This window comes from Micromonospora okii (assembly GCF_020884795.1).
Lineage (GTDB): Bacteria > Actinomycetota > Actinomycetes > Mycobacteriales > Micromonosporaceae > Micromonospora > Micromonospora okii.
Genome location: NZ_BBZF01000014.1, coordinates 371,362 through 396,243 on the forward strand (window position 1 = coordinate 371,362; position 24,882 = coordinate 396,243).

Genomic DNA, 24,882 nt, shown 5'->3' on the forward strand with positions numbered 1-24,882 from the left:
AGGCGTAGTAAAGGTGGTATGAAGGCAGGACCAGGCCAGGCATTTCACTCATGATCATCCCTCAGTGTCGTTACCAGGGCGTCCCAGAACAATTGCTGCTGCCGCCGAAGGATGTTGTCGACTATCGCCTGCTCCCGGATTGTCAACTCCCGCCCCTCCTGGCGCGCCACGGCCTCCACGTCCCGCCTGACCTCATAGAGGGCATGCTCCCAGACCGCCACCTCGTCCAGTGCCGCCAGGTGCAGCCGGAACTCCGCCAGGTGTCCGTTGGAGGCTCTGAGCACCATTTGGACGTCGCGATAGCCGCCCTTCTCCGGGGTCTGGAAGCGATCCTCGAACCTGACGATCCGCACGACCGGGTCATTGCGCAATCGGTCGAGAGCATCGTACAGGTGCTCCAGCGAGTGGAACTCGACCTTTGCGGCGGCGAGATCAAGCAGCCGGGACGGGTTGCCGTCATACTTTCTTGTCTTGTCCTCCGCACGCTGCCTCGACTTCGGCTGCGTCCGCCAGCCAGCCCGCCCGACCTCTCGGTCGCCGTCGTACGCGAGCCCCTTCGCCAGCACGACCAACTCTTCCTGCGCGACTGCCGCAGCCTCGTAGAGACCGTCCAGGTACGCGGATCGGTATGCCGCATCCGTGCGCCGCGTCTTGTCGAACCCCGGCTGCTTGACCTTGCCGGCTTCTTCGGCAGCGACCCCCGCACTGATCTCCCGCTGGCGGGGCGTCAGGGGTGTCGGCTGCGGGGTGGGAGCAACCCGGGGGGCGTCCACATCCAGCACACCCTCGTCAATTTCGCGCACCACCGACTCCAGCACCTCGATCGCGCGCTGATGGCTGGCCAGATGGTGCAGCGTCACCGGACGGGCGGTCAACGACTTCGCCAGCTCCGGCGTCGTCAGGATGATCCGCGCCAGGCTGGGAGCGCCCGCCAACTGCTTCACCAGCGTTTCGGCGAGCCGTGACTCACCTGGTGGCGGCTCCCGCCAGGTCTCGTCGAGCATGCGACGGACGCGATGGTCCTCGAACAGGCTCGCCACGTCCCGGGCCTCGGCGTCGTCGAGGTGCGGCACGAGCCGACGCAGCGTCGGAGGGTCCAGGTGGCCGACGAGCTCGACCGGCGTGACGCCGGCGGCGAGGATCTGGTCGAGGTCGGCACCGGTCGCCACGATGTCGGCCGGACCGGGTGCGGCGGTGTCCCCCCGCCGCCCGGGTGCTTCGGGCTCCCAGGCCGCCGGGGCAGCCGAGCCCGGGCCTTCGAGCAGGTGGAGGCGGTTGACGTACAACTCGTCGTCGGAGGGTTCGTCCGGCCGCTCCTCGGGCGGCTCTTCGGTTGTCACGCCGTCGCGCTGACTGAACCTCCCCGGCCTGGCGCCCGCCAGCGGCATGGGGTGACCGTCCGGGCCGAGGATCAGGGCGTCGATGCCGGTCACGTTGTGCGGGGCCGGCCATCCACTGTGCGTGTAGATCGGCATGTCCGAGACGGTGCCGCGCTGCGGGTCCAGGTAGAGCACGCCGCCGTTCTGGTTCAGCGCCACCCAGGCGTGCGATCCGCCTCCCTCGTAGGTGGTGACGAGGAACGCGTAGCTGCCGTGGCCGCCAGCCCGTAGCTGGCCTTCCAGGCTGCCGAACCCCCGGTTGACCGTGCTCCAGGACTCGTCGGGCGGCGCGTCCGGGTCGGCCACGGCGAGCTGCTGGAAGCGCCCGCCGGTGATGTCCTCCACCCGCCCCGGGCCGTCGATCTCACCGCCGAACGGCCGGTCGATGTCCCCGGCGGCGTACGCGTCGAAGGTGCGGGGCGCGGAGACCCGGGGACGACCGTGCACCCACGTCTCGTACAGCGACAGGGTGCAGTCCAGGCAGTTGATGCCCCGGGTGGGGTCGGCCGCTGGCCCACCGTCGTTGGCGAGCCCGAACCAGTCACCCCGTCGGGGGTCGGCGGTGCGCAGCACCCGCCCGCTGGCGTCCCGGGGCATCGCCCCTTCGAGGTCCGTCTGGTGCAGCGCCAGCGGCGGGCGCAGCCCGCCCCACTGCCCGTACCGGCGGGACCGGTCGATCGGCGGTGGGTCGTCGTCGCCGGTCAGCCCCGAGGGCCCGCCGGTCTCCACGACGGGCAGGACCAGGGTGGGGTCGTCGGTGTTGATCAGGTAGAAGTCGTGGAGGTTGCTGACCTCGACGTAGTTCGGAACGACGGTGCCCGCGAGTACCTCCCCACCCAACTCCCGCGTCTCCTGGCTCGCCCGCAGGTCCGCCGTGACCATCGCCCGCCACGGCGTCGCGAGGTGACCCCTGCCCTCGCGTTCGAGGCGCGACGCCGTCACGGCCGACTCGCCGGCGCGGCGTCGCAGGAAGTCGGCCTGGCTCCACAACTCGTGGGCCTTGCCCTGCCGGCGGTTGCTCTCATACCAGGCGCGTTGCTGCCTGAAGCGGCTCTCGTAGCGGTAGCGGTCGTACGCCTCGCGGTCGGCCCTCTGCGCGGCGTCGGGCCACTCGGGACGCCTCGGGCGCGGAATGCGACCCGGCACCGGATTCGTGGGTCTGTGGGGGTCGGTCGGTTCGGGTGCCCGGTGCCGCCCCCCGGTCGGAGTCTCGGGCGGAGGAAACTGGGGCGGGGCAGGCGGGCGGGGCGCGTCCGCCTCGGTGGGCGTGCTCGGGCCTCCCGCGTTCGGGCCGGACGGCGAGGGCACGAGCGCGGGCGAGCCGCTGCCTGTCATCGCCGGTGTCAGCACGGCCGGTGGCGTCGGCATCGGCGTCGGGGGTAGGGCCGGGGGCGGCGTCAAGGGCGGCCCAGCGTGCGGGACGGTGCCTCCGACAGCGGGGCCGCCGACGGTCGACGGGGGCGCCGGCGTCGCTCCGCGTGCCTCCGGCTGCGGGGCGTCGGCGGTGGCCACGGACGACAGCGTCGGGTCAGCCCCCGCGCGAACCGACGCCGATCCCTCCCCCGCCACCGGCTGTGCCGTCACCCCGCCGCCGGTCGCCTCCGCCGACACCACCGGTGCCGCCGCAGTCACCTCCGCCGGCATCACCGGTGCCGCCGTAACGTGCGTTTCCGCCACGGTGGACGGCTGGAGGGTCGGCTGTCCGGTGTCCACGCCCTGACGGGACGGAGCGAGGTCCGGGCCCGTTCCCGGTCCCCTGGCCTCGGCAGGCCCGGCACCGCCCGGTGCGGGGCCCGAGTCGTTTCCGCCGGAGAGCACGGCGGGGCCGGGCTGACGGTCCGGGCCGGGCTGGGGCGCCCAGGGGCCAGCGTCCCCCGCCTGCGTCGCGGGGAGTGCGCCGCCGAGATCAGCCGGTGCGAAGGAGGTTCCGGCGAGGGCGGCCATCCGGCCGTCGAGCCGGTGTTGCAGCGCCGCGTCGGCCTGGCCGGTGGCAGACCCGGTGGCGCCCGACGCGGCAGCGCGGGCCGCGTCCTCCAGCGAGATCGGGCCCTGGCCGGTGGCCAGGGCTGCGGCCTGATCGGCGATCATCTCGCCGGTCATCTCGCGGCCGAGGTGCTCCCCGACCCGGGAGAACCGCCCGGTCGCGTGCCTGCCGAGACCGGCCAGCGGCGCCGCCGCCCCGCCGGCCAGGCCGCCGAGGGCGGACATGCCCGCGTCTGCGAGGTCCAGGCCGTTGCGGCGGCCGGTCGAGTTCTGGTACGCCTGCGTGGCGAGCGTGATCCCGCCCTCCTCTGCGGCCTCCTCCAGCCCGCCGCGCGCCGCCCTGCGGGCCAGGCCCCGCACACCGCCCTCGGCGACCCGCTTGGCGGCGCGCTCGCCGGCCTCCTTCAAACCCTGCTTGAGCGTCTTGCGGGCGAGTTGGGCCAGCAGCCGCTTGAAGATCTGCTGGACGACGTAGCGGCTCGCGGCGATCGCGGCCCCGGCGGCGGGCGAGGCGGCGCCGGCGGTGAGCACCGTGGCGACGGCCAGCGAGAGCAGCTCGACGACGAGGATGCCCAGCTCGATCCAGACCTCGAGCTTCGCCCCCTCGATGTCGCAGCCACACTCCTCGACCAACCGGCCGATGTCACCGCTGACGGCGAGCAGGACGGGCAACGGGGCCTCGTCGCCGTCGGCGACCCGCCGCCAGGCCGCGTCGAACGCCTCGGCCACCGCCCCGATGCCGCCGTACCCGCCACGCACCTCACCGGCGGCGGCGACCGCGTCCCCGTGCGGCCCGGCCAGGGCTTCTGCCACGCCGTACCACTGGTCGGCGAGATCCCAGACCGCCCGTTCGTTCCCCTCCGGCCACTCCACGCCGACCACCCAGTCGAGGGCCTCGTGGACCCAGCCGGGCAGCTCCCACGGCGAGTAGTCCAGCGGGTGGGGGATCGGGCTCGGCAGCAGGCTCACGGCGATCCTCCGGGCTTCAGCGCCCGGCGGGCCGCTGGTCGGAGATGCGGTCGAATCGTCCGGCGCTCCGCGCGTCCGTCTGCGTCGAGTTGTCGACGGAGCGGACGACGTCCTCGCCCAGGCCCTCGACGGCGCGCCCGACGCCCGCCCACACCCGCAGCAGGATCTCCTCGAACCCGCGGTACTGCTTCTCGAACGCGGCGCCGATGTCGTCGCGGCCCCAGGGGCGGGCGGCGCTGGCCGCCGCGATCGCGCCGCCGACCTGCTGTCGCCGGGCGGTCACCGCCTCGCCGGCCGAGGTCAGGTCGGCGCCGCCGCGCCGCGCGCGGCCCGGGTCCAGCCAGAGCTGCCCGCCCGACACGGCGCTCACTCCCCGCGCCGCAGCACGGCGTCGGCCCGGCCCAGCAGGTCGCCGAAGTCGCCGGTACGGAGGAACTCCACCGACCCCGACCCGGCCGGCAGGTAACCGGCGACCAGTTCCTGGGTGGCGGCGACGGCTGCGGCGGTGGCCCGGTGGGCGGTCGCGGTGATCTTCCGGCTCAGCGCCTTCGCGTCGCGGTCCTGGAACGCCGAGGGGTGCACGTCCACCGAGACGAGTTCGCCTCGGGCGCCGGCGACGACGGTGACCTGCCCGTCCTCGGACCGCTCGGTGACCCTGAGCCCCGCGAGCCGGGCCTGTAGCTCGTCCAACCCGGAGCGGAGCCGCCGGTACTGGCCGTACACCTCGTCGAACCGGGCCCGCAGCGCCCGGTTGGCGTCCCGGTCCGCGCTCTCGACCACCGCGCCTCCCCGTCACCGTCGGTAGGGCAGACCATACCGGGTGCCACGGATTCCGTGGGGGTCCGGTAATTTGGACCGGGTGATCGACCGTCGACAGGCCGAGCAACTCGCCACCGCCTGGGCCCAGCGGGACTCCCAGCGCCTCGGGCACGAGTGCACCCCCCTGATCGAGGAGTTCGACCTCGGCTACCTGATCACGTCCACCGTGGCCCAGGCCGCCACCGTCCTCCCCGGAGACCTGCCCACCACCGTCGTCGACAAGGAGACCGGCGAGGTCTCCACCTGGCCCCGCCTGCCCTTTCCCGCCGTGCGGGAGATGTACCGACGCCACCGCCCCGCCCGGCCCGCGCCCCGCACGATCGACCCGGCGAGCCAGCTCCTGCGCGAGATCCGCCGCCTGCCGACCCCCAACACGGCCGCCCATCTGACCGTAAAGGGCAGGTTGCACCGGGCGTTCGGAGCCAAGGGGGAGGTGACCCTGCGACACCATCGGCTCGTGGGGGACTACCTGGACGCGCAGCCCCCCGGGCACCTGGTCCGGGGAAGCGACCGGCACGCCGAGGTGATCGTTGTGTCCGACGTGCTGCACGAGCACGACCACCGCCGCGCCGCCGAGGGCCGGGCGCCACTCGCCCTCGACGAGGCGCGGGCCCTGCTGGCGGGCAGCCTGTTCGAGCTGTTCTGGGTGCGCGAGGCGGGCGATCCCTCGGGCGGCCCGGCGAAGCGCCCGGCCAGGGGGCCGTGCGACTCCTGCACGAGGCTGCTGGTGCACATGAACGTGCTGCCCTGGTCCGACCTGGGGTTCAGCCAACCCTGGACCCGGGAGGCGAAGCCAGTGCCCGCGCCCGAGCCGGGCCGATTCCCGGACAAGGTGGCGCACGCCCTCGTCGAGGCGGGCTGGGAGCCTCACCCGGCGGACGAGATCATGGCCGCCGCCGCCGTCCGGGACATCACCGCCGTCGCCGGGGCCACCCATTCCCATGTGGCCTTTCCGGCAGCCGTACGGGCCATCACCCAGTTTCCGGGGCTGATCGGGGCCAGGTGCGGCCCGGGCGAACAGGTGTGGATCTCCCGGTTCGACATCCTCCCGCACCTGCACGCCCACAACGCGGACACGCTCGCGGACTTCGGCGCGGTGCTCGGCGTCCGGTTGTTCCCGCTCGGCTCGGAGCGGGAGGAGACCCTCATCGCGATCGACGAGCGGGGCCGGGTCTTCGCGCTGGACCAGGCCGGCGAGTGGTTCCTCGGCGAGGACATCGACGCCGCGCTGACCACCCTGCTGCTCGGCCGCGCCCCGGCCCGGGTGCGCGACGACGGCACCTGGTAGCCGCTACGCCGGCACCTCGGCGAAAACCGGCGCTCCGCCGGCACCTCGGCGGAGACCGACGCTACAGCGGCATCCCGGTGAGCACCATGACCCGGGGGTCGGTGTAGTCGTCCATCGCGCTGCGCAGGCCCTCGCGGCCGACGCCGCTGCCCTTCACGCCCCCGTACGGCATCTGGTCCGCCCGGTACGACGGCACGTCGCCGACGATCACGCCGCCGACCTCCAGCGTCCGATGGGCGGCGAAGGCGACGTCGAGGCGGTGGGTGAAGACGCCGGCCTGGAGGCCGTACGCGGAGTCGTTGACGGCGGCGAACCCGGCGGCGTCGTTCTCGACCCGGGCGACGACGAGCACCGGCCCGAAGACCTCCTCGGTGCAGACCTTCGCGTCGCCGGGCACGCCGGAGAGCACCGTCGGCGGGTACGTCGCGCCGTCGCGCCGGCCGCCGACCTCGATCGTCGCCCCGGCCACCGCCGCCTCGTCGACCCACGCCTCGACCCGCTCGGCGGCGTCGACGTCCACCAGTGGCCCGACATCGGTCAGCTCGTCGGCCGGGTCGCCGGTGCGCAGCGCCGTCACGGCGGCGACGAGCCGGGGCAGGAACGCGTCGTAGAGCCACTCGTGGACGTACACCCGCTGCACGGCGATGCACGACTGCCCGGCCTGGTAGTTGGCGAACGTGGCGATCCGTCGCGCCGCGAAGGTGAGGTCCTCGTCGGTGTTCCAGTCCTCGCAGATCACGGCCGCCGCGTTGCCGCCCAGCTCCAGGGTGACGTGCTTGTCGGGCACGGACCGGCGGATGGCCGCGCCGACCGGCCCGGACCCGGTGAAGGACACCACCGGCAGCCTCGGGTCGGCGACCAGTTCGGCGGCGCGCTCGTTGGGCAGCGGCAGCACCGAGAACATCCCCTCGGGCAGCCCGGTCTCGGCGAGGAGCTCGCCGAGCAGCAGCGCCGACAGTGGGGTGGCCGGGGCCGGCTTCACGACGATGGGCGCGCCGACGGCGATGGCCGGGGCGACCTTGTGCGCCACCAGGTTGAGCGGGAAGTTGAACGGCGTGATCCCGAGCACGGGCCCCTTCGGCACCCGCCGGACCAGGGCGATCCGGCCGGTGGCGGCCGGGTCGGTGTCGAGGCGTTGCAGCTCGCCGGAGAACCGCCGGGCCTCCTCGGCCGCCCAGCGGAACGTCGACACGGCCCGCCCCACCTCGGCCCGCGCCCACTTGACCGGCTTGCCGTTCTCGGCGGTGATCAGCGCCGCGACCTCCTCCGCGCGCTCGGCGAGCCGGCGGGAGACGTGGTCGAGGGCCGCCGCGCGGGCGTGCGCGGGCAGGGCCGCGGCCTCCGCCGCCACCCCGGCCGCCGCGGCGACGGTGGCCTCGACCTGGTCGGCCGTGGCGAGCGTGGTACGCCCCACCGTCCGGCCGTCGTACGGGTGGCTGACGGTCAGCTCGCCCTCGCCGTGTGCGGGTCGGCCGGCGACGAAGAAGGCCCTGGATTCCACACCGGCAGCCTAGACGACCTCCTCCGCACGGAAACTGTCGCGCGATCCCGTGGCCGCCGCGGATTCGGTGGGGAAACGGCCTCCACGCTTCGCTAACCCACCCCGGCTGTCTCCCGGAAACACCTGCGGTGGGCCAGCACGCCCGCCGACCCGGGATGGCGGTCGACGGTGAGCTGCGTCACGATGGTCGCGAGGAGGTCGCCGATGGCCGACCCGTGGCTCGCCCTGGAGTTCGGCGCCGATCCGGCGGAACGGATCGCGCAGGTCGGTGCCGCCCACGAGGCGTTCCTCGCCGCCGGCACCGAGCCGCGCCGGGTGCGCGAGGTGGTGCGCCGGTCCTGGCGCCGCTCGGCGCTGCTCGACCCCGAGGTCACCCCGCCGGTCGAGCTGACCGACGACGCGCTGGCCAGCTACCGGGCCGCCCACCCCCTCGCCCGGGTGCTGCCGCTGTTCCGGGACCTGCTCGGCGGCGTCGCCCACGACGGCGCGCACCTGATGGCCGTCTGCGACGCGCACGGGCGGCTGCTCTGGGTGGAGGGGCACCCGGGTGTGCTGCGGCACGCCGAGCGGATGAACTTCGTGCCGGGCGCACGCTGGGACGAGGCGCACGCCGGCACCAACGCCCCCGGCACCGCCCTCGCCGTCGACCACAGTGTGCAGATCTTCGCCACCGAGCACTTCAGCCGCCCCGTGCAGCGCTGGACCTGTGCCGCCGCCCCGGTCCACGATCCGGCCACCGGCCGGCTGCTCGGCGCGGTCGACATCACCGGCGGCGACCACCTGGCCCACCCGCAGAGCCTCGCCCTGGTCCGCGCCACCGCCCGCGCCGCCGAGGCCCAGCTCGCCGCCGCCCGCCCGGTCGACCCGGGCGCGGTCACCGTGAACGCCCTCGGCCGGGACGAGGCGGAGCTGCGCGTCGGGGGGCGGGCCCTGCGGCTCGGCCGCCGGCACAGCGAGCTGCTGGTGCTGCTGCTCGACCACCCCGAGGGGCGCACCGGCGAGCAGCTCGGCCTGGACCTGTACGGCGACGACCGGCTGCGCCCGGTCACCCTGCGCGCCGAGCTGTCCCGGCTGCGCCGGGCACTGGGGGCGGAGCTGCTCGACTCCCGCCCGTACCGGCTGCGCGGGCCGGTGCGGGCGGACTTCCGCACGGTCACCGAGCTGCTGGAACGGGGTGAGGTGACGGGGGCGCTCGACGCGTACCCGGGGCCTTTGCTGCCCTCCTCCGACGCGCCGGGGGTGGCGCGACTGCGCCGGCTGGTCGACGGGCAGCTCCGCGCGGCGGCGCTGGCCGCCCGCGACCCGGCGCTGCTCGCGGCCTGGACCGGCACGCCCGCAGGCGTCGACGACCTCGCCGCCTGGCAGGCGCTGGCCCTGGCGTTGCCGCCGGGCGCGCCGCGCCGGCCGCTCGCCCTCGCGCGCGTCCACCAGCTCGCCCTGGAGTACGACCTGCCGCGCGCAACGTCGCTGCAACGTCGCCGGGCCTAGCGTTCCCGCCGTCACCCGAGATTGGACGGCGGAGGTAACCATGACGCGCCACGACGCGCCCACCCACTGGCAGTCCCGCTACGACCACTTCATCGGCGGCGAGTACGTGAAGCCGCACCACGGCCGCTACTTCGAGAACCCGACGCCGGTCACCGGGCAGACCTTCTGCGAGGTGGCCCGGGGCACCGCCGAGGACGTCGAGAGGGCGCTCGACGCCGCGCACGGCGCCGCCGACGCGTGGGGCCGCACCCCCGTCGCCGAGCGGGCGCTGATCCTCCACCGCGTCGCCGACCGGATGCAGGAGCACCTGGAGTCGCTGGCCATCGCCGAGACCTGGGAGAACGGCAAGCCGGTGCGGGAGACCCTGGCCGCCGACATCCCGCTGGCCATCGACCACTTCCGGTACTTCGCGGGCGCGATCCGGGCGCAGGAGGGCTCCCTCGGCGAGTTGGACGACGACACCGTCGCCTACCACTTCCACGAGCCGCTCGGCGTGGTCGGGCAGATCATCCCGTGGAACTTCCCGATCCTGATGGCCACCTGGAAGCTCGCCCCGGCGCTCGCGGCCGGCAACGCGGTGGTGCTCAAGCCGGCCGAGCAGACCCCGGCCTCGATCCACTACTGGTTGTCGCTGGTGGCCGACCTGCTGCCGCCGGGCGTGGTGAACATCGTCAACGGCTTCGGCGTCGAGGCGGGCAAGCCGCTGGCGTCCTCGCCCCGGGTGGCGAAGGTGGCGTTCACGGGCGAGACCACCACGGGCCGGCTGATCATGCAGTACGCCAGCGAGAACATCCGCCCCGTCACCCTGGAGCTGGGCGGCAAGAGCCCGAACATCTTCTTCGACGACGTCAGCGCCGCCGATGACGACTTCCTCGACAAGGCGCTCGAGGGCTTCACCATGTTCGCCCTCAACCAGGGCGAGGTCTGCACCTGCCCGTCCCGGGCGCTCATCCAGCAGGGGCACTACGCCGACTTCCTCGCCGCCGCCGTGGACCGGACGCGCGCGGTGCGCCAGGGGCACCCGCTCGACACCGAGACGATGATCGGCGCGCAGGCGTCCAACGACCAACTGGAGAAGATCCTCTCCTACCTGGACATCGGGCGGCAGGAGGGCGCGAAGGTGCTGACCGGCGGCGCGCGGGCGGACCTGGGCGGCGAGCTGTCGGGCGGGTACTACGTCGAGCCGACCATCTTCGAGGGCCACAACGGGATGCGGATCTTCCAGGAGGAGATCTTCGGCCCGGTGGTCTCCGTGACCTCCTTCGCGGACCTCTCCGACGCGGTGAAGATCGCCAACGACACGCTGTACGGGCTCGGGGCGGGCGTCTGGACCCGGGACATGAACACCGCCTACCGGGCCGGTCGGGCCATCCAGGCCGGTCGGGTCTGGACGAACTGCTACCACGCGTACCCGGCGCACGCCGCCTTCGGCGGGTACAAGCAGTCCGGCATCGGCCGGGAGAACCACAGGATGATGCTGGAGCACTACCAGCAGACGAAGAACCTGCTGGTCAGCTACTCCCCCACCAAGCTCGGCCTCTTCTGATGCCGACGCCCGTGGTGACCCTCACCCCCGCGGCGGCCGAGCTGCTCCGGTCGCTGCGGGGGCGGCACGGGCCGTTGATGTTCCACCAGTCCGGCGGCTGCTGCGACGGCAGCGCGCCGATGTGCTACCCGGCGGGCGAGTTCCGCACCGGCGGCGCGGACGTCCTGCTCGCGTCCCTCGTCGTGGAGGGCGTCCCCGAGCCGGTCGAGTTCTGGATGTCGGCGAACCAGTGGGAGTTGTGGCGGCACACCACGCTGACGGTCGACGTGGTCCCGGGGCGGGGCAGCGGCTTCTCCCTGGAGGCCCCGGACGGCGTCCGCTTCCTGACCCGCTCCCGCCTCGCCACCGAGAACGGACCGGGCGAGGTGGGTGGGCCGGGCTAGGTGGGCGGGCCGCGTCAGTCGTCGCAGCCGTACCCGTCGTTGTCCCGGTCCAGGTCGTAGATGTCCACGCCGATCACCTTGACCGGGCCGGTGACGTACGCGGGGCCGTTGCCGCCGCCTCCGGCGCAGTCGACGTCGCTGGCGATCGGCACGCACCCGCTGTAGTTCGGGTCGCACCGGCGCTGCTGCTTCGTGCCCACCGCGACGACCTGGGTGACCGGCTGCTTCGTCACGATCGAGCGGACCAGCGTCCGGGCGGTGGGCACCCCGTCGGTGAGGGTGACCTCGTACGTCAGCGTGCGCACCCCGTCGACGCCCCGGGTCCGGACGACCCGCTTCCCCTCCGCCAGGGACGAGTCCTTGACGGTCCGCTCGCCGTGCCGGATCGCCTGCGTCTTCGTCTCGGTGCGGGTCTCCATCGCCGGGGCGGCGGAGGTCGGCGAGACCGTCGGGGCGGCGGGGGTCGGCGAGGGCGAGGCCGTGGTGGGGACGGGCGACGGCTCGGAGGCCGCCGACGGACCGTCGGACGCCTGCGGCGCCCCGTCGGACACGACCGGTTCGGCGGCAGCGGCCGGCGCGTCACCCGACCCGGCCCCGGCGGTCGCCTTCCTGGCCGCCGGGGGCTCGTCAACGAAGGCGCCGAGGACCGCCACGCCCGAGCAGCACAGCAGGACGGACGACAGCAGCACCCCGCCGAGGACCACGCCGACGCGCTGCCCCGCCGGGAGCCGGCCGAACCAGCCGGGGCGGGCGGCGGCCGGGGCGATCGGGCCGGGAAGCGGCTGGCCGGGGTGGTACGGCGGCTGATGCGTCACGGCACCGAGTCTCACCGCCACCCGCTGCGGGGGTAACCGCCGTGGCGGCTCTCACCAACATCGATCGGCTTCCCGCTCGGCACGGACGGTGGGGGCGGGGAGCCGGACGTTCTCGCGGAAACCACGTCCGGATCGATGCGTCCCGTCCACCCGTAGCCGCATCGATGACGTACGCCCCAGGCGACGGTCAGCCTTCCGTCACCGCTCCCGCATCGCTCGGCGGGCGGTAGGCGGTGAGCAGGGCCAAGGCGACGAGGGCACCGACACTGCTCCCGAACGATGGATCGCGCCGACGGCTGGCGCGGGACCGGCGGTGATGCCCCGACCAGCCGTAGAATCCAGGCATGCCTCTTGAGCGGATAACCGTCGATCCCGGACGCATGGGCGGGCTGCCCTGTATCCGGGACACCCGGGTCACCGCCACCGCCGTACTCGGCCAGCTCGCGGCCGGCCGCAGCGTCGACGACGTGCTGAGCGACTACCCCTACCTGGAACGCGAGGACGTGCTCGCGGCACTGGAGTTCGCCGCAGCCGCCGTCTCGGAACGGGAACTACCGATCCGACCTGCAGCCGCATGAAGCTGCTGATCGATGCCAACCTGTCGCCCCGGATCGCAGTCCGGCTGGCTGAGGTAGGGCACCAGGCGTCCCATGTCATGGATCATGGCTTACTCGCCGCCTCTGACGAGAAGATCGCCGCCTTCGCCGTCGCCGGCCAGTACGTGATCATCTCGGCGGACAGCGACTTCGCGACGATGCTCGCGCTCAGCGGAAACACCGCTCCGTCGTTGGTGTTGATGCGCTCGACGGACAAGCAGACCCCAATGGAGCAGGCGGAGCTGCTGATCGCGAACCTGCCGTCGGTCGTCGAGGACCTCCACGCGGGTGCGGTGGTCAGTTTCGCCAGAGGTCACCTACGGGTGAGACGTCTGCCGCTTCGCCAGCGGTAGGCCCGCGTCGTCCTGCGGCAGGTGGCCGAAGCGGTAATCGGTGGTCGGGTAATCACTCCACGACGGGCATCCCGCCACGACGGCGCTGGCGTCAGGTGTTGTTAACAGGGGGCCCTTCCTCTACCGAATGCGTTAACAAGGTGCCCTTCCTTACGCTGGTGAGCAGCACGAGCAGCAGGGCGATCGCGAACATCGCCGTGCCGACGACGTTGACCTGCGGCGGGATGCCCCGCTGGGCGGCGCCCCAGACGTACATCGGGAACGTGACGGTGGTGCCCGAGTTGAAGTTCGTGACGATGAAGTCGTCGAAGCTCAGCGAGAACGCCAGCAGCGCGGCGGCCACGATGCCGGGGAGCACCAGCGGCAGGGTGACCAGCCGGAACGCCTGCCACGGGCCGGCATAGAGGTCCGCCGCCGCCTCCTCCAGCCGCCGGTCCATCCCGGCGAGCCGCGCCCGGACGGTCACCACCACGAACGACAGGCAGAACATGACGTGCGCGACGACGACGGTCCAGAAGCCCTGCGGCACCCCGGCGGAGACGAACAGGGCCAGCAGCGAGGTGCCCATGACCAGCTCGGGGGTGGCCATCGGCAGGAAGACCAGCAGGTTGGTCCCGGAGCGGCCGGCGAAGCGGTGGCGCACCAGCGCGAACGCCATCAGCGTGCCGAGCACGGTGGAGACGACGGTGGAGACGAAGCCGATCTGGACGCTGCGCAGCACCGCGTCGCACATCTCGGGGGTCGCGCAGGGCTGCCGCCAGTTGTCCAGGGTGAACTCGGCGAAATCGTACGACAGGCGGTTCGACGGACGGTTGAAGGACAGGGCGGCGACGACCAGGACCGGCAGGGCGAGGTAGCCGAGCACCAGCAGGGCCACGCCCATCACCCACCGCTCGGCGAGCCAGCGAAAGGCGCTCACAGGACCCCCTGCGAAGGGTCCGCGCGGCGCAGGTAGCCGAAGACCGCCGCGAGGATCGCCGCCATCAGCAGGAACGACAGCGCCGCGCCCTGCGGGTAGTCCAGCCGGACCAGGAAGGCCGAGTCGATGACGTTGCCGATCATGTACTCGTTGGGGGTGCCGAGCAGCTCGGCGTTGATGTAGTCGCCGGTCGCCGGGATGAAGAAGAGCAGCGTGCCGGCGACCAGGCCGGGCCTCGACAGCGGCAGGGTCACCCGGCGGAACGTCTGCGCCGGGCTCGCGTACAGGTCGCCGGCCGCCTCCAGCAGGCGCGGGTCGAGCCGCTCCAGGCTCGCGTACAGCGGCAGCACCAGGAAGGGCAGGAAGTTGTACGTCAGGCCGAGGACCACCGAGACGGGGGTGGCCAGCAGCCGCCCGTCGGGGCCGAGCAGGTGCACGTCGCGCAGCAGCCCCACCAGCCAACCGTTGTCGGACAGGATCGTCTTCCAGGCCAGCGTGCGCACCAGGAAGCTGGTGAACATCGGGGCGACCACGGCCACCAGCAGCAGGTTCTTCCACCGGCCGGCCTTGCGGGCGATCGCGTACGCCAGCGGGTAGCCCATCAGCAGCGCCAGCGCGAGCGCCGCCCCCGCGTACATGAAGGAGCGGGCGAACTGCGGCCAGTACGCCCGCAGCGCGTCGGGGTAGTTGCCGAACGCCCACGTCATCGCGTACCCGGTGGAGAGCGAGCCGCCGGGGTCGTAGAGGCTCGCGGCGGCGAGCTGGAGCAGCGGCACCGCGAAGAACAGCAGCAGCCAGGCCACGCCGGGCAGCAGCAGCAGGTACGGCAGCAGCCGGTGCCGCCCGCGTGCCGTCACGGGGCCGCCCCCACCGGCGCGTCGAGCCGGCCGGCGGCCCGGTCGCCGTGGCCCGGCTCGCGGGGCAGCAGGAACGCGTGGCGGGGGTCCCAGTGCGCCACCACCGACGCGCCGATCGGGAGCTGCCCGCCGAGCCCGCTGTTCGCCACGAACGCGGACAGCTCGCCGCCCCACGCGGTGCGCACCAGGTACTGGGTGCTGACGCCCACGTACGAGGCGTCGGTGACCACGCCGGCGACGTGCTGGTGGCCGGCAGGCAGCCCGGCGTCGGTGCCGGCCAGGTGCAGCTTCTCGGGGCGTACCCCCAGGTGGACCGCGCCCCGGTCGGCGCGGGCGCGGTCGGCGGGCACGGAGAAGCGCGCGCCGTGGGCGGTGACGGGCACCTCGGAGCCGGCCGGGCCGGCGGCCTCGGCGGCGAGCAGGTTGGACTGGCCGAGGAAGTTCGCCACGAAGGCGGTGGCCGGGTACTCGTAGATGTCGGCCGGCCCGCCGAGCTGCTCGATGCGCCCCGCGTTCATCACCGCGACCGTGTCGGCCATGGTCATGGCCTCCTCCTGGTCGTGGGTGACCTGCACGAAGGTGGTGCCGACCTCGATCTGGAGGCGCTTCAGCTCGACCTGCATCTGCCGGCGCAGCTTCAGGTCGAGCGCGCCGAGGGGCTCGTCGAGCAGCAGCACCTGCGGCTGGTTGATCAGGGCGCGGGCGAGCGCGACCCGCTGCTGCTGCCCGCCGGAGAGCTGGGCGGGGCGGCGGGGGCCGAAGCCGTCGAGCCGCACCAGCGCCAGCATCCGCGCGACCTCGGCGTCGACGGAGCGGATGCCGCGCCGCCGCAGGCCGAACGCCACGTTCTCGTGGACGTTCAGGTGCGGGAAGAGTGCGTAGCTCTGGAACACGGTGTTGACGGGCCGCCGGTGCGGGCGCAGCCGGGTGATGTCCCGGTCGCCGAGCAGCACCCGCCCGCTCGTGGGCTCCTCCAGCCCGGCGACCGCCCGCAGGGTGGTGGTCTTGCCGCAGCCGGACGGCCCGAGCAGGGCGAAGAACGAGCCCTGCGCGACGGTGAGGTCGAGACCGTCGACCGCGGTGATGCGGCCGAACCTCTTGGTCAGCCCGTCCAGCCGCAGGTCGCCGCCGGGTGACTCGTTGACCATGCCGTTCATGCCCCGATGACCTGCTGGAACTTGCCCTCGTACTCCTTCTCCTGCTTCTCGTCCAGGGTCATGAACACCTTCGACCTGGCCAGCAGGGCGTCGTCCGGGAAGATCAGCGGGTTGGCGGCCAGCTTCGGATCGATCTTCTCCATCTCGGCCTGCGCGCCCCGGACGGGGCAGATGTAGTTGACGTACGCGGCGACCTTCGCGGCGACCGCCGGCTGGTAGTAGTAGTCGATCAGCGCCTCGGCGTTCGCCCGGTGGGTCGCCTTGTTCGGCACCATCATGTTGTCGCTGTACAGGATCACGCCGGAGTCCGGCGCCACGAACCTGATCTTCTCGTTCTCGGCGGCGAGCTGGATGATGTCGCCGGACCAGCCGAGGCACGCCGCGATGTCGCCCTTGGCCAGCTCGGGCGCGTAGTCGTTGCCGGTGAACCGGCGGATCTGCCCGGAGTCGACGGCCCTTTTGAGCTTGGCCAGCGCGTCGTCGAACTGGGCGGGGGTGAAGTTGGCCGGGTCGTGCCCGTTCGACTGGAGCAGCAGGCCGATGGTGTCGCGCATCTCGGCCAGCGCGGTCACCCGGCCCTTGAGGTCGGGGCGGGTCAACAGCTCGTCGACCGTGCGGATCTCCCTGGTGACGCCGCCGTGGTAGGCGAGGCCGGCCAGGCCGGACTGCCAGGGGATGGAGATCCGGTTCTGCGGGTCGAAGGAGCGGTCGAGCAGCGACGGCAGCAGGTTGGCCGCCACGTTGGGGATCCGCGCCGGGTCGAGCTTCTGGATCCAGCCGAGCCGGATCATCCGGGCCGACATCCAGTCGGTCAGCACGATGACGTCCCGCCCGATGCCCTGACAGGCGGCGAGCTGGTTCTGCACCTTGCCGAAGAACTCGTTGTTGTCGTTGATGTCCTCGGTGTAGGTGACCTGGATGCCGGTCGACGCCACGAACCCGTCCAGGCTGGGCCGCTTGGACGCGTCGGACTCGTCGACGTCCAGGTACTGCGGCCAGTTCGAGAACGTCAGCTTCCGTTCCGCGCCGGAGAGGTCCTCGCTGACGCAGCCGGCCTCGGTCTGCTGGGCACCCTCGGTGCCGCAGCCGGCCGTCGCGCCCGCCGTGGCGAGCAGCGCGGCCGAACCGAGGGCGCCGCGGAGCAGACCACGCCGGGTGAGGGGCCGGAGGGGGGTGCGCATTGCCGACTCCTAGGAGGGGTTCTTCAGGCGACGGGGACTGATCCTGACATGAGGCAACTGGGCTCACAAGCGATTCCGTTGCCGTGATAGCCATACACCACGAATTACGCCACACTGCGCTGGGGGCCTACGATCCCCGGCGGAAACCGGAAGCGGGGAACTGACGATGGCCATCCGGCAGCAGGAACGCGGAGACGTGGGGCGGCGCGTCGCCGTCCGCGAAGGGGCCAGCCACGCTCTCCTCGACGACGTGGCCAGGCAGATCATCGAGCAGCTCCAGGAGGACGGCCGCCGGCCGTACGCGACGATCGGCAGGGCGGTCGGCCTGTCGGAGGCGGCGGTGCGCCAGCGGGTGCAGCGGCTGCTCGACGCCGGGATCATCCGGATCGTCGCGGTCACCGACCCGCTCCAGCTCGGCTTCCCCCGCCAGGCCATGATCGGCCTGCGCACCGACGGCGACCTGGAGGGGGTGGCCGACCGGCTCGCCGGCCTGGGGGAGGTCGACTACGTGGTGATCACCGCCGGGTCGTTCGACCTGCTCGCCGAGGTGGCCTGCCGCAACGACGCCCACCTGCTGGAGGTGCTGCAACGGCTGCGCGCCGTTGAGGGCGTGCTCGCCACGGAGGCGTTCGTCTACCTCAAGCTCCACAGGCAGACCCAGAGCTGGGGTACGGCCTGAGTCTCGCCCGCCGCTCTCCCCCGCCCCGCCCGGCGGTCAGGCGACCCGGGCGGTCAGCGGTCAGGCGGCCCGGCGGGTGAGGTCGAGAAAGGAGCGCCAGGCGGCCGGGGCGAAGGTGAGGGTGCCGCCGTCGCGGTCCTTGCTGTCGCGCACCAGCACCCGCCCGGGCAGGTTGTCGGCCACCTCGACGCAGTCCCCGCCGTTGTTGCTGCTGCGGGTCGCGGTGCGCCACCGGGCCTCGGTCAGCTCCACGTCGCCGCCACCTCCCTGATCAGGGCGACCGACCGGCGGGAGGGCAGCGCCTCGCCGGTGACGCTCTCCCAGCGTCGCCCCAGGCTAGCAACGTCGACGGGATCGGTCGCGATCTGACCGCGGAGCTGGTTGTCGAGATACGCCAATTCCGTCCCGTCGGGCAAACCGGCGAGCACGAACGGCCCGGCCAGGCCGGTGTGCCACGGGTTCTCGGCGGGGATCACCCGGACCTGCACGTGCTCCCGCTCGGCCATCGCCGCGAGGTGGGCGAGCTGGCCGGCCATCACCGCCCGGTCGCCGACCATCCGGCGCAGCACCACCTCGTCGATCACCGCGACGAGCTGCGGCGGGGCCTCGGCGGCCAGGATCGCCTGCCGGTCGAGCCGGCCGGCCACGATCCGCTCGACCTCGCCCTGCGGGACCAGCCCGCCGGTGCCCAGCACGGCCCGCGCGTACGCCTCGGTCTGGAGCAGCCCCGGCACCAGCAGCGGCTGGTACGACCGGAACGAGACGGCGACCTGCTCCAGCTCGGCCCAGCGGTGGAACCAGGACACGTTGCGGCGGCGCAGCGGCGACGGCCACAGCTCCACGACCTCCTTGCCGAGCACCCGGGCGACCGCGAAGCGGGTGCGCGCGTGGGGGATCCGGCCCTCCCCCACCCACCGGGCCGCCGTCTTCGGGTCCACCCGGACCTTCTCCGCGAGCGAGTCGGCGGTCTCCCCCCTGGCGGACATCGCTGTGCGCAGCGCCTCGTTGCTCATCGGCCCTCCCGGCGTCGGTCGCGTGCAGTGCGCACGATAGCGACGCCGAGTGGTGGCGGCGGCCCCGAAACGGCGGGTGGCGGCGGGACCTTTTTCGCGCATTCGAGGTGCGCCCCGTACGCCCGCCAAACGCCCTGGCAATGCCCGCCCGCGCGCCCGCCGCCTCAGCGAGGCGCGGCCGCGGCGGGCGGCCGTCAGTGGTGGTTCGGGGGGATCACCCGCAGGTGGCCCCGGCGGCCCGTCTGGGGGTTCGGCGGCTGCTGCTGCCGCTGCTCGTCCGGGGGGCGGGGCGGAGCGGGACGGGCCGCCTCGCGGACGGCCTCGGCGAGCGCCACCAGGTCGTCGGTGCTGGGGGGCGGCGGATCGAACTCGCCCTCGTGACGCACCACGTTCCAGCCCCGGGGGGCGGTGAGGTTGCGGGCGTGCGGCTCGCAGAGGTCGTACGTGTGGGGTTCCGCGAAGGCCGCGAGGGGCCCGACGACCGCTGTCGACTCGTTGTAGACATAGGTCAACGTGGCGACCGCTTGCCGGGGGCAGCCGTTCCGGGAGCAGCGCCGTGTTGACCTCACGGCGGGAGGGTATCTCCATTACCGGGTCCGGCGCACCGGTTCGCGTTGCGACACGCCCGTCATCGAGATCACAATTCGCAACATCCGACGATCGAGACGGTCACGGTGGGTGTCGGCGCGCCGCGCGCGCGGCACAGCCATCGGCCGGGCCGCGCGGCGGGCTACCCTGTGCGTCATGACCAGTCCGGAACACCGCCGCCCCGGCTCCGGCCGGCGCGCCCACCGTGACCGGCACGGGCGGGGCCTGCGCGGGCGGCTGGTGCCGGCGACCGTGCCGCTGGCCCGGACGAAGGCCGAGGTCTTCGACGATCTCGTGCTCGACACCGTGGAGACCCTCGAACGGCGGTTCGCCAAGGAGCTGGCCGGCGTCGAGTTCGCCGTGGAGGACGTGCCGCCGGACCTGAACGTCTACGACTCCGACGTGCTGGAGGACGGCGAGGTGCCGCTCGCGCGGCTGCTGCCCGGCCGCCCCGGCCGGCAGGAGGTGCCCCCACGGATCGTGCTCTACCGCCGGCCGCTGGAGTTCCGCGCCATGGACCGGGAGGACCTGGCCGACCTCGTACACGACGTGATCATCGAGCAGGTGGCGAACCTGCTCGGGGTCGACCCGGACGAGCTGGCCTGAGCCGGGCCGGCCGGGTTCGGCCGCCCCGGACGCCCGAGCCGGGCGGCCCCCACCGCCCCGGCCCGGCAACGCTCAGGCGGCCCGCCGCTTGAGCTTGCGCCGCTCCCGCTCCGAGAGCCCACCCCAGATCCCGAACCGCTCGTCGTGACCCAGGGCGTATTCCAGGCATTCGGTCTTGACCTCGCACCGCGAGCAGATTCGTTTCGCCTCGCGGGTCGAGCCGCCCTTCTCGGGGAAGAACGCCTCCGGATCGGTCTGGGAGCAGAGTGCCTGCTCCTGCCACTCCGGCGCGTTCCCGAGCAGGTCGGCCACCTCAAGCTGGCCGTCCATCGAAAGATGCCTCCTTGTCGCGCACCGGCGTCGTCGCCGCTGCAACCCCCCACACGAAAGGCGTACCTGTCCGTTCCGTCGCGATTTGTTGCGTTCCGCGCGAACAACCCCATTCAAATTACACGCGTGTAATACGTGCGCCGTCAAGCCGAACTTGATAATGGAGTCGCCCTCCCGACACGCTGCGGGCGACCACTTCGGCGCCCGGCCTCGCAACCTGCCCTATCGATTCAGACCCCGGACGAGTAACGCCCTCCTCGGCGAGTTGCCCGCTTTTTCTGCTGTGGCGGTCCACCGACCGGCACCCCCGGACACGTCGGCGAGGGGCCCGACGGCATCGCCCCACCAATGCTGATCTTGGTGGGGCACAGGTTAACGCGACTCGGCCGGGACCGCCCGTCCGGCGGGAAGCGGCGGGAATTCTCCGTCCACGATGTGGGCGGGACGCGGCGTCCGCAACTGATCAGTAGATTAGTCGCGCCACGGAGAACCGCTGTTCGACCGGCGAACGCCGCCCCGACTCCACAGAGGACGCCGATCGCCGCGATGGATGCGCCGGCGTCCCACCAGACGGTACGGGGCCCGACTCGACGCTACGGCCGCGCGTGACCGTACGCGGTCGTCCGCTTGCGGGCCGGCCGCCCGGCAGCCGCCGCGATGGCCCGCAACTGCTCCTCGGTCCGCGCCGAGCCGTTGCCCGATCCGGCCATCCGGGAGATCGTCTCCTCCATCAGGGTGCCGCCCAGGTCGTTGCAGCCTCCGCCGAGCATCGCCACGGTGCCCGCGTCGCCGAGCTTCACCCAGGAGCACTGGATGTTGGCGATGCGGCCGTGCAGCAGCAGCCGGGCCATCGCGTGCACCACCCGGTTCTCCCGCCACGTCGGGCCGGGCCGGGCGATGCCGGCGAGGTAGATCGGGGCGTTGGTGTGCACGAAGGGCAGCGCCACGAACTCGGTGAAGCCGCCCGTGCGGTCCTGCACCCCGGCCAGCACCCGGAAGTGGGCCAGCCACTGTCCGGGGTGATCGACGTGGCCGTACATCATGGTGGAGCTGGAGCGGATGCCCAGCTCGTGGGCCGTGCTGACCACCTCGACCCAGGCGGCGGCCGGCAGTTTGCCCTTGGTGAGCACCCAGCGCACCTCGTCGTCGAGGATCTCGGCGGCCGTGCCCGGGATGGTGTCCAGGCCCGCCTCCCGCAGCCCGGTCAGCCACTCCCGCACCGGCACGCCGGCCTTCGCCGCCGCCGTGACGATCTCCATCGGGGAGAACGCGTGCACGTGCATCCCCGGCACCCGGGCCTTGATCGCCCGGATCAGGTCCGCGTACCCGGTCACCGGCAGCTTCGGGTCGATCCCGCCCTGGAGGCAGACCTCGGTGGCCCCGGCCGCCCACGCCTCCTCGGCGCGGTCGGCGACCTGGTCCACCGAGAGCCGGAACGCGTCGGCGTCGCGCTCCCGCTGGGCGAACGCGCAGAAGCGGCAGCCGACGTAGCAGACGTTGCTGAAGTTGATGTTGCGGTTGACCACGTAGGTCACGTCGTCGCCGACGGCGTCGCGGCGCGCGTCGTCGGCGGCGCGGCACAGCGCGTCCAGCGCCGGCCCGTCGGCGGCGAAGAGCGCCAGGGCCGCGTCGGTGTGCCGGGGGTCGAGCAGCGCCGCCGGGTCGTCGGCGGCCAACCGCAGCCCGGTACGCAGGGCGTGCTCCCCGGCCCCGGCGGTCGCCCCCGCCCGCACCCCACCGCCCCCGCCCGCGCCGGTCGCCCCCGCCCCGCCGCCCCCGGCCGCGACGCTGGCGTCGGCCTCGGCGGCGACCTGCGACCAGTCGCCGTAGACGCTGTCGAAGTCGCCGCGCCGGTCGCCGGTGCGGCCGGCGGTGTCGATCGTGGCGTGCAGGTCGGTCCGGCCGCCGCCGAAGACCTCGTCCGGCTCCTGCCAGGGGCGGCCCACCGGGCGGGCCGCCTCGACCGCGAGCCCGGTCGCCGGGTCGGCCAGCGCCGAGACGTGCGGCAGCAGGCGCGGGTCCAGCCACGGGTCGCCGGCCCGGACGTACTCGGGATAGATCGTCAGCCGCTCGCGCAGCGTGAAGCCCGCCTCGGCGGTGCGCCGGGCCAGCTCGTCGAGGTGCGGCCAGGGGCGTTCCGGGTTGACGTGGTCCGGGGTCACCGGCGAGACGCCGCCCCAGTCGTCGATGCCGGCGCGCAGCAGCAGGCCGTACTCGCCGGCGATGAGGTTCGGCGGGGCCTGGATGCGGGCCCCCGGGCCGAGCAGCACCCGGGCCACCGCCACCGTCGCCGCCAGGTCGTGCAGCTCGGCGTCGGGCATCCCGCGCATCGCCGTGTCCGGCTTGGCGCGGAAGTTCTGCACGATCACCTCCTGGAGGTGGCCGTACCCGCGCCGGGCCCGGCGGATCGCGAAGATCGCGTCGACCCGCTCGGCCGGGGTCTCCCCGATGCCGATCAGGATGCCGGTGGTGAACGGCACGCCGACCCGGCCGGCGTCGTCGAGGACCCGCAGCCGGACCGCCGGCTCCTTGTCCGGCGAGCCGTGGTGCGGGCCGCCCGGCTCGGACCACAGCCGCGTCGCCGTGGTCTCCAGCATCATGCCCATGCTCGGCGCGACCGGCTTGAGCCGCTGCAACTCCGACCAGGAGAGCACGCCCGGGTTGAGGTGCGGCAGCAGGCCCGTCTCCTCCAGCACGGCCACCGCGCAGGCGCGCAGGTAGTCGAGGGTGGAGTCGTAGCCGCGGGCGTCCAGCCACTCCCGGGCCGCCGACCAGCGCTCCTCCGGCCGGTCGCCGAGGGTGAACAGGGCCTCCTTGCAGCCCTGCGCGGCGCCTTCGCGCGCGATGGCCAGCACCTCGTCGCGGTCGAGGAACGCGGCGGGGAGCCGGTGCGGCACGGTGGCGAAGGTGCAGTAGTGGCAACGGTCCCGGCACAGCCGGGTCAGCGGGATGAAGACCTTCTTGGAGAAGGTGACCACGCCGGGGCGGCCGGCCTCGCGCAGGCCGGCGTCGCGGATGTCACCGGCGACGCGGAGCAGCTCGTCCAGGGCGGGCCCCCGGGCGGCGAGCAGGGCCACCGCCTCGTCGACGTCCAACGCCCGGCCGGAGGCGGCCCGGCGCAGCGCGCGCTCGATGCTCGCCGCGGTGGGACGGTGCTCGGTGCCATCAACCATCCGCCCAGCCTATGCGCTGCGGCGGCCGGCCTCCCCGGGTGCGGTCGTCGGTATCGGGGCGACGACGACCGCACCCGGGGCGCGGTGACTCAGTCCTCGCGCCGGAAGCGCTCGGTGCGCTCGGCGTCGCCGTCCTGGTGCCCGTCGGACGCGCCCGGCCCGGTCGGCTGCTGCGGGATGGCCTGGGTCGGCTCCGCCGACGGCGGCTGCCCGAACGGCGGCGCCGACTGCGGCTGCGCCGCCGGGAACGGCGGCGCGGACTGCGGGGCGGGCGGCGCAGACTGCGGGGTGGCAGCGAACGGAGATCCCGGCTGCGGCGCGGGCGGTGCGGACTGCGGCGCGGCGGCGAACGGGGGGCTGGACTGCGGCGCGGCGAACGGAGGGCTCGACTGCGGCGCGGCGAACGGAGGGCTCGACTGCGGCGCGGCGGCGAACGGCGGAGCCGACGCCGGGGCCGGCGCGAACGGCGCGCCCGGCTGGCCGTACGGGGCGGTGGGCTGGCCGAACTGGCCGGTACCGGGCTGGCCCTGGGCGGGGTACCCGCCGCCAGACCATCCGCCCTGCTGCCCCGGGGCACCCCAGCCGCCCTGCTGACCGGGCTGGCCAGGCTGCTGCGGCCAGCCCGGCTGGGGCTGGCCGTACACGCCGGGGGCCGGCTTGGGCTTCGGGGTGTAGTAGAGGACGCGCCAGATGCGGAACACGACGAACGCGCCGGCCGCGAAGATCGCCAGCCACGCGGCCCGCATCAGCAGGCCCAGGAACGCGTCGAGCACCTCCGCCTTGGCCAGCCGGTCGACCGTCCAGATCAACAGGGTCAGCGCGCCGAAGAGGGCGCCGAAGGCGTACTCGGCCAGCGCCACCTGCGTGATCACCTTCGCCCGCCGGGCGACCGGGGCGACGTGCGCGGCGAGCAGCACGGCCAGCACGGGAAGCACGGCCGCCTCCAGGCCGGCGAAGGAGAAGAAGCCGCTGCCCGCCCGGCTGTAGAAGGTGCTGTACTGGGTCGGGGCGAGCAGCCGGATCAGGCCGACGAACAACAGCACGGCGTTGGCGCCGAGCAGCACGAACGCGATCAGTTCGCGCAGCGGATCGGTGAGTTGACGAGCCGGGGTGGCGGCCTGGGACGCGGGCGGCGCGTCGCCGGACACGGGCTCGGCAGGGCTGGTCACGGACTCCCCCTCGGGGCGGTAACGGACAGTTGCCGACGTGAGCCTAGTCTCTTCGATCACCGGCAGCCCGGCGGCGGGGCGTGCGCGAGG

23 protein-coding genes are annotated in these 24,882 nt (G+C 73.5%); 8 read left to right on the forward strand and 15 right to left on the reverse strand.

All coding sequences use genetic code 11. From position 1 onward, the window contains the following. Positions 1–44: 44 nt before the first annotated feature. From LPU43_RS08285 to LPU43_RS08295, 3 genes are read right to left on the reverse strand one after another with little or no spacing between them, the layout of a single operon-like run. Positions 45–4,331 carry a toxin glutamine deamidase domain-containing protein gene (locus tag LPU43_RS08285; RefSeq protein WP_229399661.1) on the reverse strand — a complete coding sequence of 1,429 codons (4,287 nt, stop codon included), beginning with the start codon at positions 4,329–4,331 and terminating at the stop codon, positions 45–47. 16 nt (positions 4,332–4,347) lie between these two features. Beyond that, a complete protein-coding gene (locus LPU43_RS08290) occupies positions 4,348–4,701 on the reverse strand; it encodes a hypothetical protein (protein ID WP_229399662.1) in 354 nt (117 codons plus the stop codon). Then, on the reverse strand, positions 4,698–5,111 hold the full coding sequence (locus LPU43_RS08295; protein WP_229399663.1) for a YbaB/EbfC family nucleoid-associated protein: 414 nt from the start codon (positions 5,109–5,111) through the stop codon (positions 4,698–4,700). The genes LPU43_RS08290 and LPU43_RS08295 overlap by 4 nt, the downstream gene beginning before the upstream one ends. Positions 5,112–5,190: 79 nt before the next feature. Between LPU43_RS08295 and LPU43_RS08300 the strand changes: the two genes are divergently transcribed. Beyond that, entirely contained in the window at positions 5,191–6,438 is a 1,248-nt protein-coding gene (locus LPU43_RS08300; RefSeq protein WP_229399664.1) for an SUKH-3 domain-containing protein, read from the forward strand. A gap of 61 nt (positions 6,439–6,499) precedes the next feature. On the opposite strand, the gene LPU43_RS08305 is transcribed toward LPU43_RS08300, so the two are convergent. Next, positions 6,500–7,939 (reverse strand): aldehyde dehydrogenase family protein, encoded by a 1,440-nt coding sequence (locus LPU43_RS08305; protein WP_229399665.1) that lies wholly within the window; start codon positions 7,937–7,939, stop codon positions 6,500–6,502. A 204-nt stretch (positions 7,940–8,143) separates the two neighbouring features. Between LPU43_RS08305 and LPU43_RS08310 the strand changes: the two genes are divergently transcribed. From LPU43_RS08310 to LPU43_RS08320, 3 genes are read left to right on the forward strand one after another with little or no spacing between them, the layout of a single operon-like run. After that, positions 8,144–9,427: a GAF domain-containing protein gene (locus tag LPU43_RS08310; RefSeq protein ID WP_229399666.1), complete on the forward strand. Its 1,284-nt coding sequence runs from the start codon at positions 8,144–8,146 to the stop codon at positions 9,425–9,427. Between the two features lie 40 nt (positions 9,428–9,467). Further along, the gene (adh, locus tag LPU43_RS08315; RefSeq protein WP_229399667.1) at positions 9,468–10,973 is read left to right on the forward strand and encodes an aldehyde dehydrogenase; all 1,506 of its coding nucleotides are present in this window, start codon (positions 9,468–9,470) and stop codon (positions 10,971–10,973) included. Beyond that, on the forward strand, positions 10,973–11,356 hold the full coding sequence (locus LPU43_RS08320) for a DUF779 domain-containing protein (RefSeq protein WP_229399668.1): 384 nt from the start codon (positions 10,973–10,975) through the stop codon (positions 11,354–11,356). Before adh ends, LPU43_RS08320 begins: the two co-directional genes overlap by 1 nt. 14 nt (positions 11,357–11,370) lie before the next feature. On the opposite strand, the gene LPU43_RS08325 is transcribed toward LPU43_RS08320, so the two are convergent. Then, the gene (locus LPU43_RS08325) at positions 11,371–12,171 is read right to left on the reverse strand and encodes a G5 domain-containing protein (protein ID WP_229399669.1); all 801 of its coding nucleotides are present in this window, start codon (positions 12,169–12,171) and stop codon (positions 11,371–11,373) included. A gap of 344 nt (positions 12,172–12,515) precedes the next feature. Between LPU43_RS08325 and LPU43_RS08330 the strand changes: the two genes are divergently transcribed. Together LPU43_RS08330 and LPU43_RS08335 are read left to right on the forward strand one after the other, a co-directional pair. Then, positions 12,516–12,749 (forward strand): DUF433 domain-containing protein, encoded by a 234-nt coding sequence (locus LPU43_RS08330; RefSeq protein ID WP_229399670.1) that lies wholly within the window; start codon positions 12,516–12,518, stop codon positions 12,747–12,749. Further along, positions 12,746–13,120, forward strand: a complete 375-nt coding sequence (locus LPU43_RS08335) for a DUF5615 family PIN-like protein (RefSeq protein WP_229399671.1) — start codon at positions 12,746–12,748, stop codon at positions 13,118–13,120. The genes LPU43_RS08330 and LPU43_RS08335 overlap by 4 nt, the downstream gene beginning before the upstream one ends. Positions 13,121–13,211: 91 nt before the next feature. On the opposite strand, the gene LPU43_RS08340 is transcribed toward LPU43_RS08335, so the two are convergent. The 4 genes from LPU43_RS08340 to LPU43_RS08355 are packed head-to-tail and all read right to left on the reverse strand — an operon-like array spanning position 13,212 to position 17,234. After that, on the reverse strand, positions 13,212–14,039 hold the full coding sequence (locus LPU43_RS08340) for an ABC transporter permease (protein ID WP_229399672.1): 828 nt from the start codon (positions 14,037–14,039) through the stop codon (positions 13,212–13,214). Then, positions 14,036–14,896 carry an ABC transporter permease gene (locus tag LPU43_RS08345; RefSeq protein ID WP_229399673.1) on the reverse strand — a complete coding sequence of 287 codons (861 nt, stop codon included), beginning with the start codon at positions 14,894–14,896 and terminating at the stop codon, positions 14,036–14,038. Before LPU43_RS08345 ends, LPU43_RS08340 begins: the two co-directional genes overlap by 4 nt. Beyond that, on the reverse strand, positions 14,893–16,053 hold the full coding sequence (locus LPU43_RS08350) for an ABC transporter ATP-binding protein (protein ID WP_229399674.1): 1,161 nt from the start codon (positions 16,051–16,053) through the stop codon (positions 14,893–14,895). The genes LPU43_RS08345 and LPU43_RS08350 overlap by 4 nt, the downstream gene beginning before the upstream one ends. Further along, positions 16,050–17,234: a polyamine ABC transporter substrate-binding protein gene (locus LPU43_RS08355; protein ID WP_229399675.1), complete on the reverse strand. Its 1,185-nt coding sequence runs from the start codon at positions 17,232–17,234 to the stop codon at positions 16,050–16,052. The genes LPU43_RS08350 and LPU43_RS08355 overlap by 4 nt, the downstream gene beginning before the upstream one ends. A 166-nt stretch (positions 17,235–17,400) precedes the next feature. On the opposite strand from LPU43_RS08355, the gene LPU43_RS08360 reads away from it, so the two are divergent. After that, positions 17,401–17,913 carry an Lrp/AsnC family transcriptional regulator gene (locus LPU43_RS08360; RefSeq protein ID WP_229399676.1) on the forward strand — a complete coding sequence of 171 codons (513 nt, stop codon included), beginning with the start codon at positions 17,401–17,403 and terminating at the stop codon, positions 17,911–17,913. Positions 17,914–17,973: 60 nt separating this feature from the next. Here the strand turns inward: LPU43_RS08360 and LPU43_RS08365 are convergent, their stop codons facing one another. The 3 genes from LPU43_RS08365 to LPU43_RS08375 form a co-directional block, all read right to left on the reverse strand. After that, the gene (locus LPU43_RS08365; protein WP_229399887.1) at positions 17,974–18,159 is read right to left on the reverse strand and encodes a DUF397 domain-containing protein; all 186 of its coding nucleotides are present in this window, start codon (positions 18,157–18,159) and stop codon (positions 17,974–17,976) included. Next, a complete protein-coding gene (locus LPU43_RS08370) occupies positions 18,156–18,926 on the reverse strand; it encodes a helix-turn-helix domain-containing protein (protein ID WP_229399677.1) in 771 nt (256 codons plus the stop codon). The genes LPU43_RS08365 and LPU43_RS08370 overlap by 4 nt, the downstream gene beginning before the upstream one ends. Positions 18,927–19,120: 194 nt before the next feature. Then, complete coding sequence (locus tag LPU43_RS08375) at positions 19,121–19,495, reverse strand: DUF3499 domain-containing protein (protein WP_229399678.1); 375 nt, start codon at positions 19,493–19,495, stop codon at positions 19,121–19,123. 175 nt (positions 19,496–19,670) lie between these two features. Here LPU43_RS08375 and LPU43_RS08380 point away from each other — a divergent pair, with 175 nt between their 5' ends. Continuing rightward, positions 19,671–20,120 (forward strand): metallopeptidase family protein, encoded by a 450-nt coding sequence (locus LPU43_RS08380; protein WP_074316962.1) that lies wholly within the window; start codon positions 19,671–19,673, stop codon positions 20,118–20,120. Between the two features lie 72 nt (positions 20,121–20,192). Here the strand turns inward: LPU43_RS08380 and LPU43_RS08385 are convergent, their stop codons facing one another. From LPU43_RS08385 to LPU43_RS08395, 3 genes are all read right to left on the reverse strand, one after another. Further along, the gene (locus tag LPU43_RS08385) at positions 20,193–20,450 is read right to left on the reverse strand and encodes a WhiB family transcriptional regulator (protein WP_007074725.1); all 258 of its coding nucleotides are present in this window, start codon (positions 20,448–20,450) and stop codon (positions 20,193–20,195) included. Positions 20,451–21,043: 593 nt separating this feature from the next. Continuing rightward, the gene (locus tag LPU43_RS08390; protein ID WP_229399679.1) at positions 21,044–23,623 is read right to left on the reverse strand and encodes a bifunctional FO biosynthesis protein CofGH; all 2,580 of its coding nucleotides are present in this window, start codon (positions 23,621–23,623) and stop codon (positions 21,044–21,046) included. 89 nt (positions 23,624–23,712) lie between these two features. Continuing rightward, on the reverse strand, positions 23,713–24,792 hold the full coding sequence (locus LPU43_RS08395; protein WP_229399680.1) for a hypothetical protein: 1,080 nt from the start codon (positions 24,790–24,792) through the stop codon (positions 23,713–23,715). Between the last annotated feature and the right edge of the window lie 90 nt (positions 24,793–24,882).

Bases quoted from the DNA above. Each gene is read 5' to 3' on its own strand.
- adh (WP_229399667.1), top strand. From the start codon at position 9,468: ATGACGCGCCACGACGCGCCCACCCACTGGCAGTCCCGCTACGACCAC.
- LPU43_RS08380 (WP_074316962.1), top strand. From the start codon at position 19,671: ATGACCAGTCCGGAACACCGCCGCCCCGGCTCCGGCCGGCGCGCCCAC.
- LPU43_RS08360 (WP_229399676.1), top strand. From the start codon at position 17,401: ATGGCCATCCGGCAGCAGGAACGCGGAGACGTGGGGCGGCGCGTCGCC.
- LPU43_RS08330 (WP_229399670.1), top strand. From the start codon at position 12,516: ATGCCTCTTGAGCGGATAACCGTCGATCCCGGACGCATGGGCGGGCTG.
- LPU43_RS08350 (WP_229399674.1), bottom strand. From the start codon at position 16,053: ATGAACGGCATGGTCAACGAGTCACCCGGCGGCGACCTGCGGCTGGAC.
- LPU43_RS08385 (WP_007074725.1), bottom strand. From the start codon at position 20,450: ATGGACGGCCAGCTTGAGGTGGCCGACCTGCTCGGGAACGCGCCGGAG.
- LPU43_RS08370 (WP_229399677.1), bottom strand. From the start codon at position 18,926: ATGAGCAACGAGGCGCTGCGCACAGCGATGTCCGCCAGGGGGGAGACC.
- LPU43_RS08355 (WP_229399675.1), bottom strand. From the start codon at position 17,234: ATGCGCACCCCCCTCCGGCCCCTCACCCGGCGTGGTCTGCTCCGCGGC.
- LPU43_RS08320 (WP_229399668.1), top strand. From the start codon at position 10,973: ATGCCGACGCCCGTGGTGACCCTCACCCCCGCGGCGGCCGAGCTGCTC.
- LPU43_RS08390 (WP_229399679.1), bottom strand. From the start codon at position 23,623: ATGGTTGATGGCACCGAGCACCGTCCCACCGCGGCGAGCATCGAGCGC.
- LPU43_RS08335 (WP_229399671.1), top strand. From the start codon at position 12,746: ATGAAGCTGCTGATCGATGCCAACCTGTCGCCCCGGATCGCAGTCCGG.
- LPU43_RS08310 (WP_229399666.1), top strand. From the start codon at position 8,144: ATGGCCGACCCGTGGCTCGCCCTGGAGTTCGGCGCCGATCCGGCGGAA.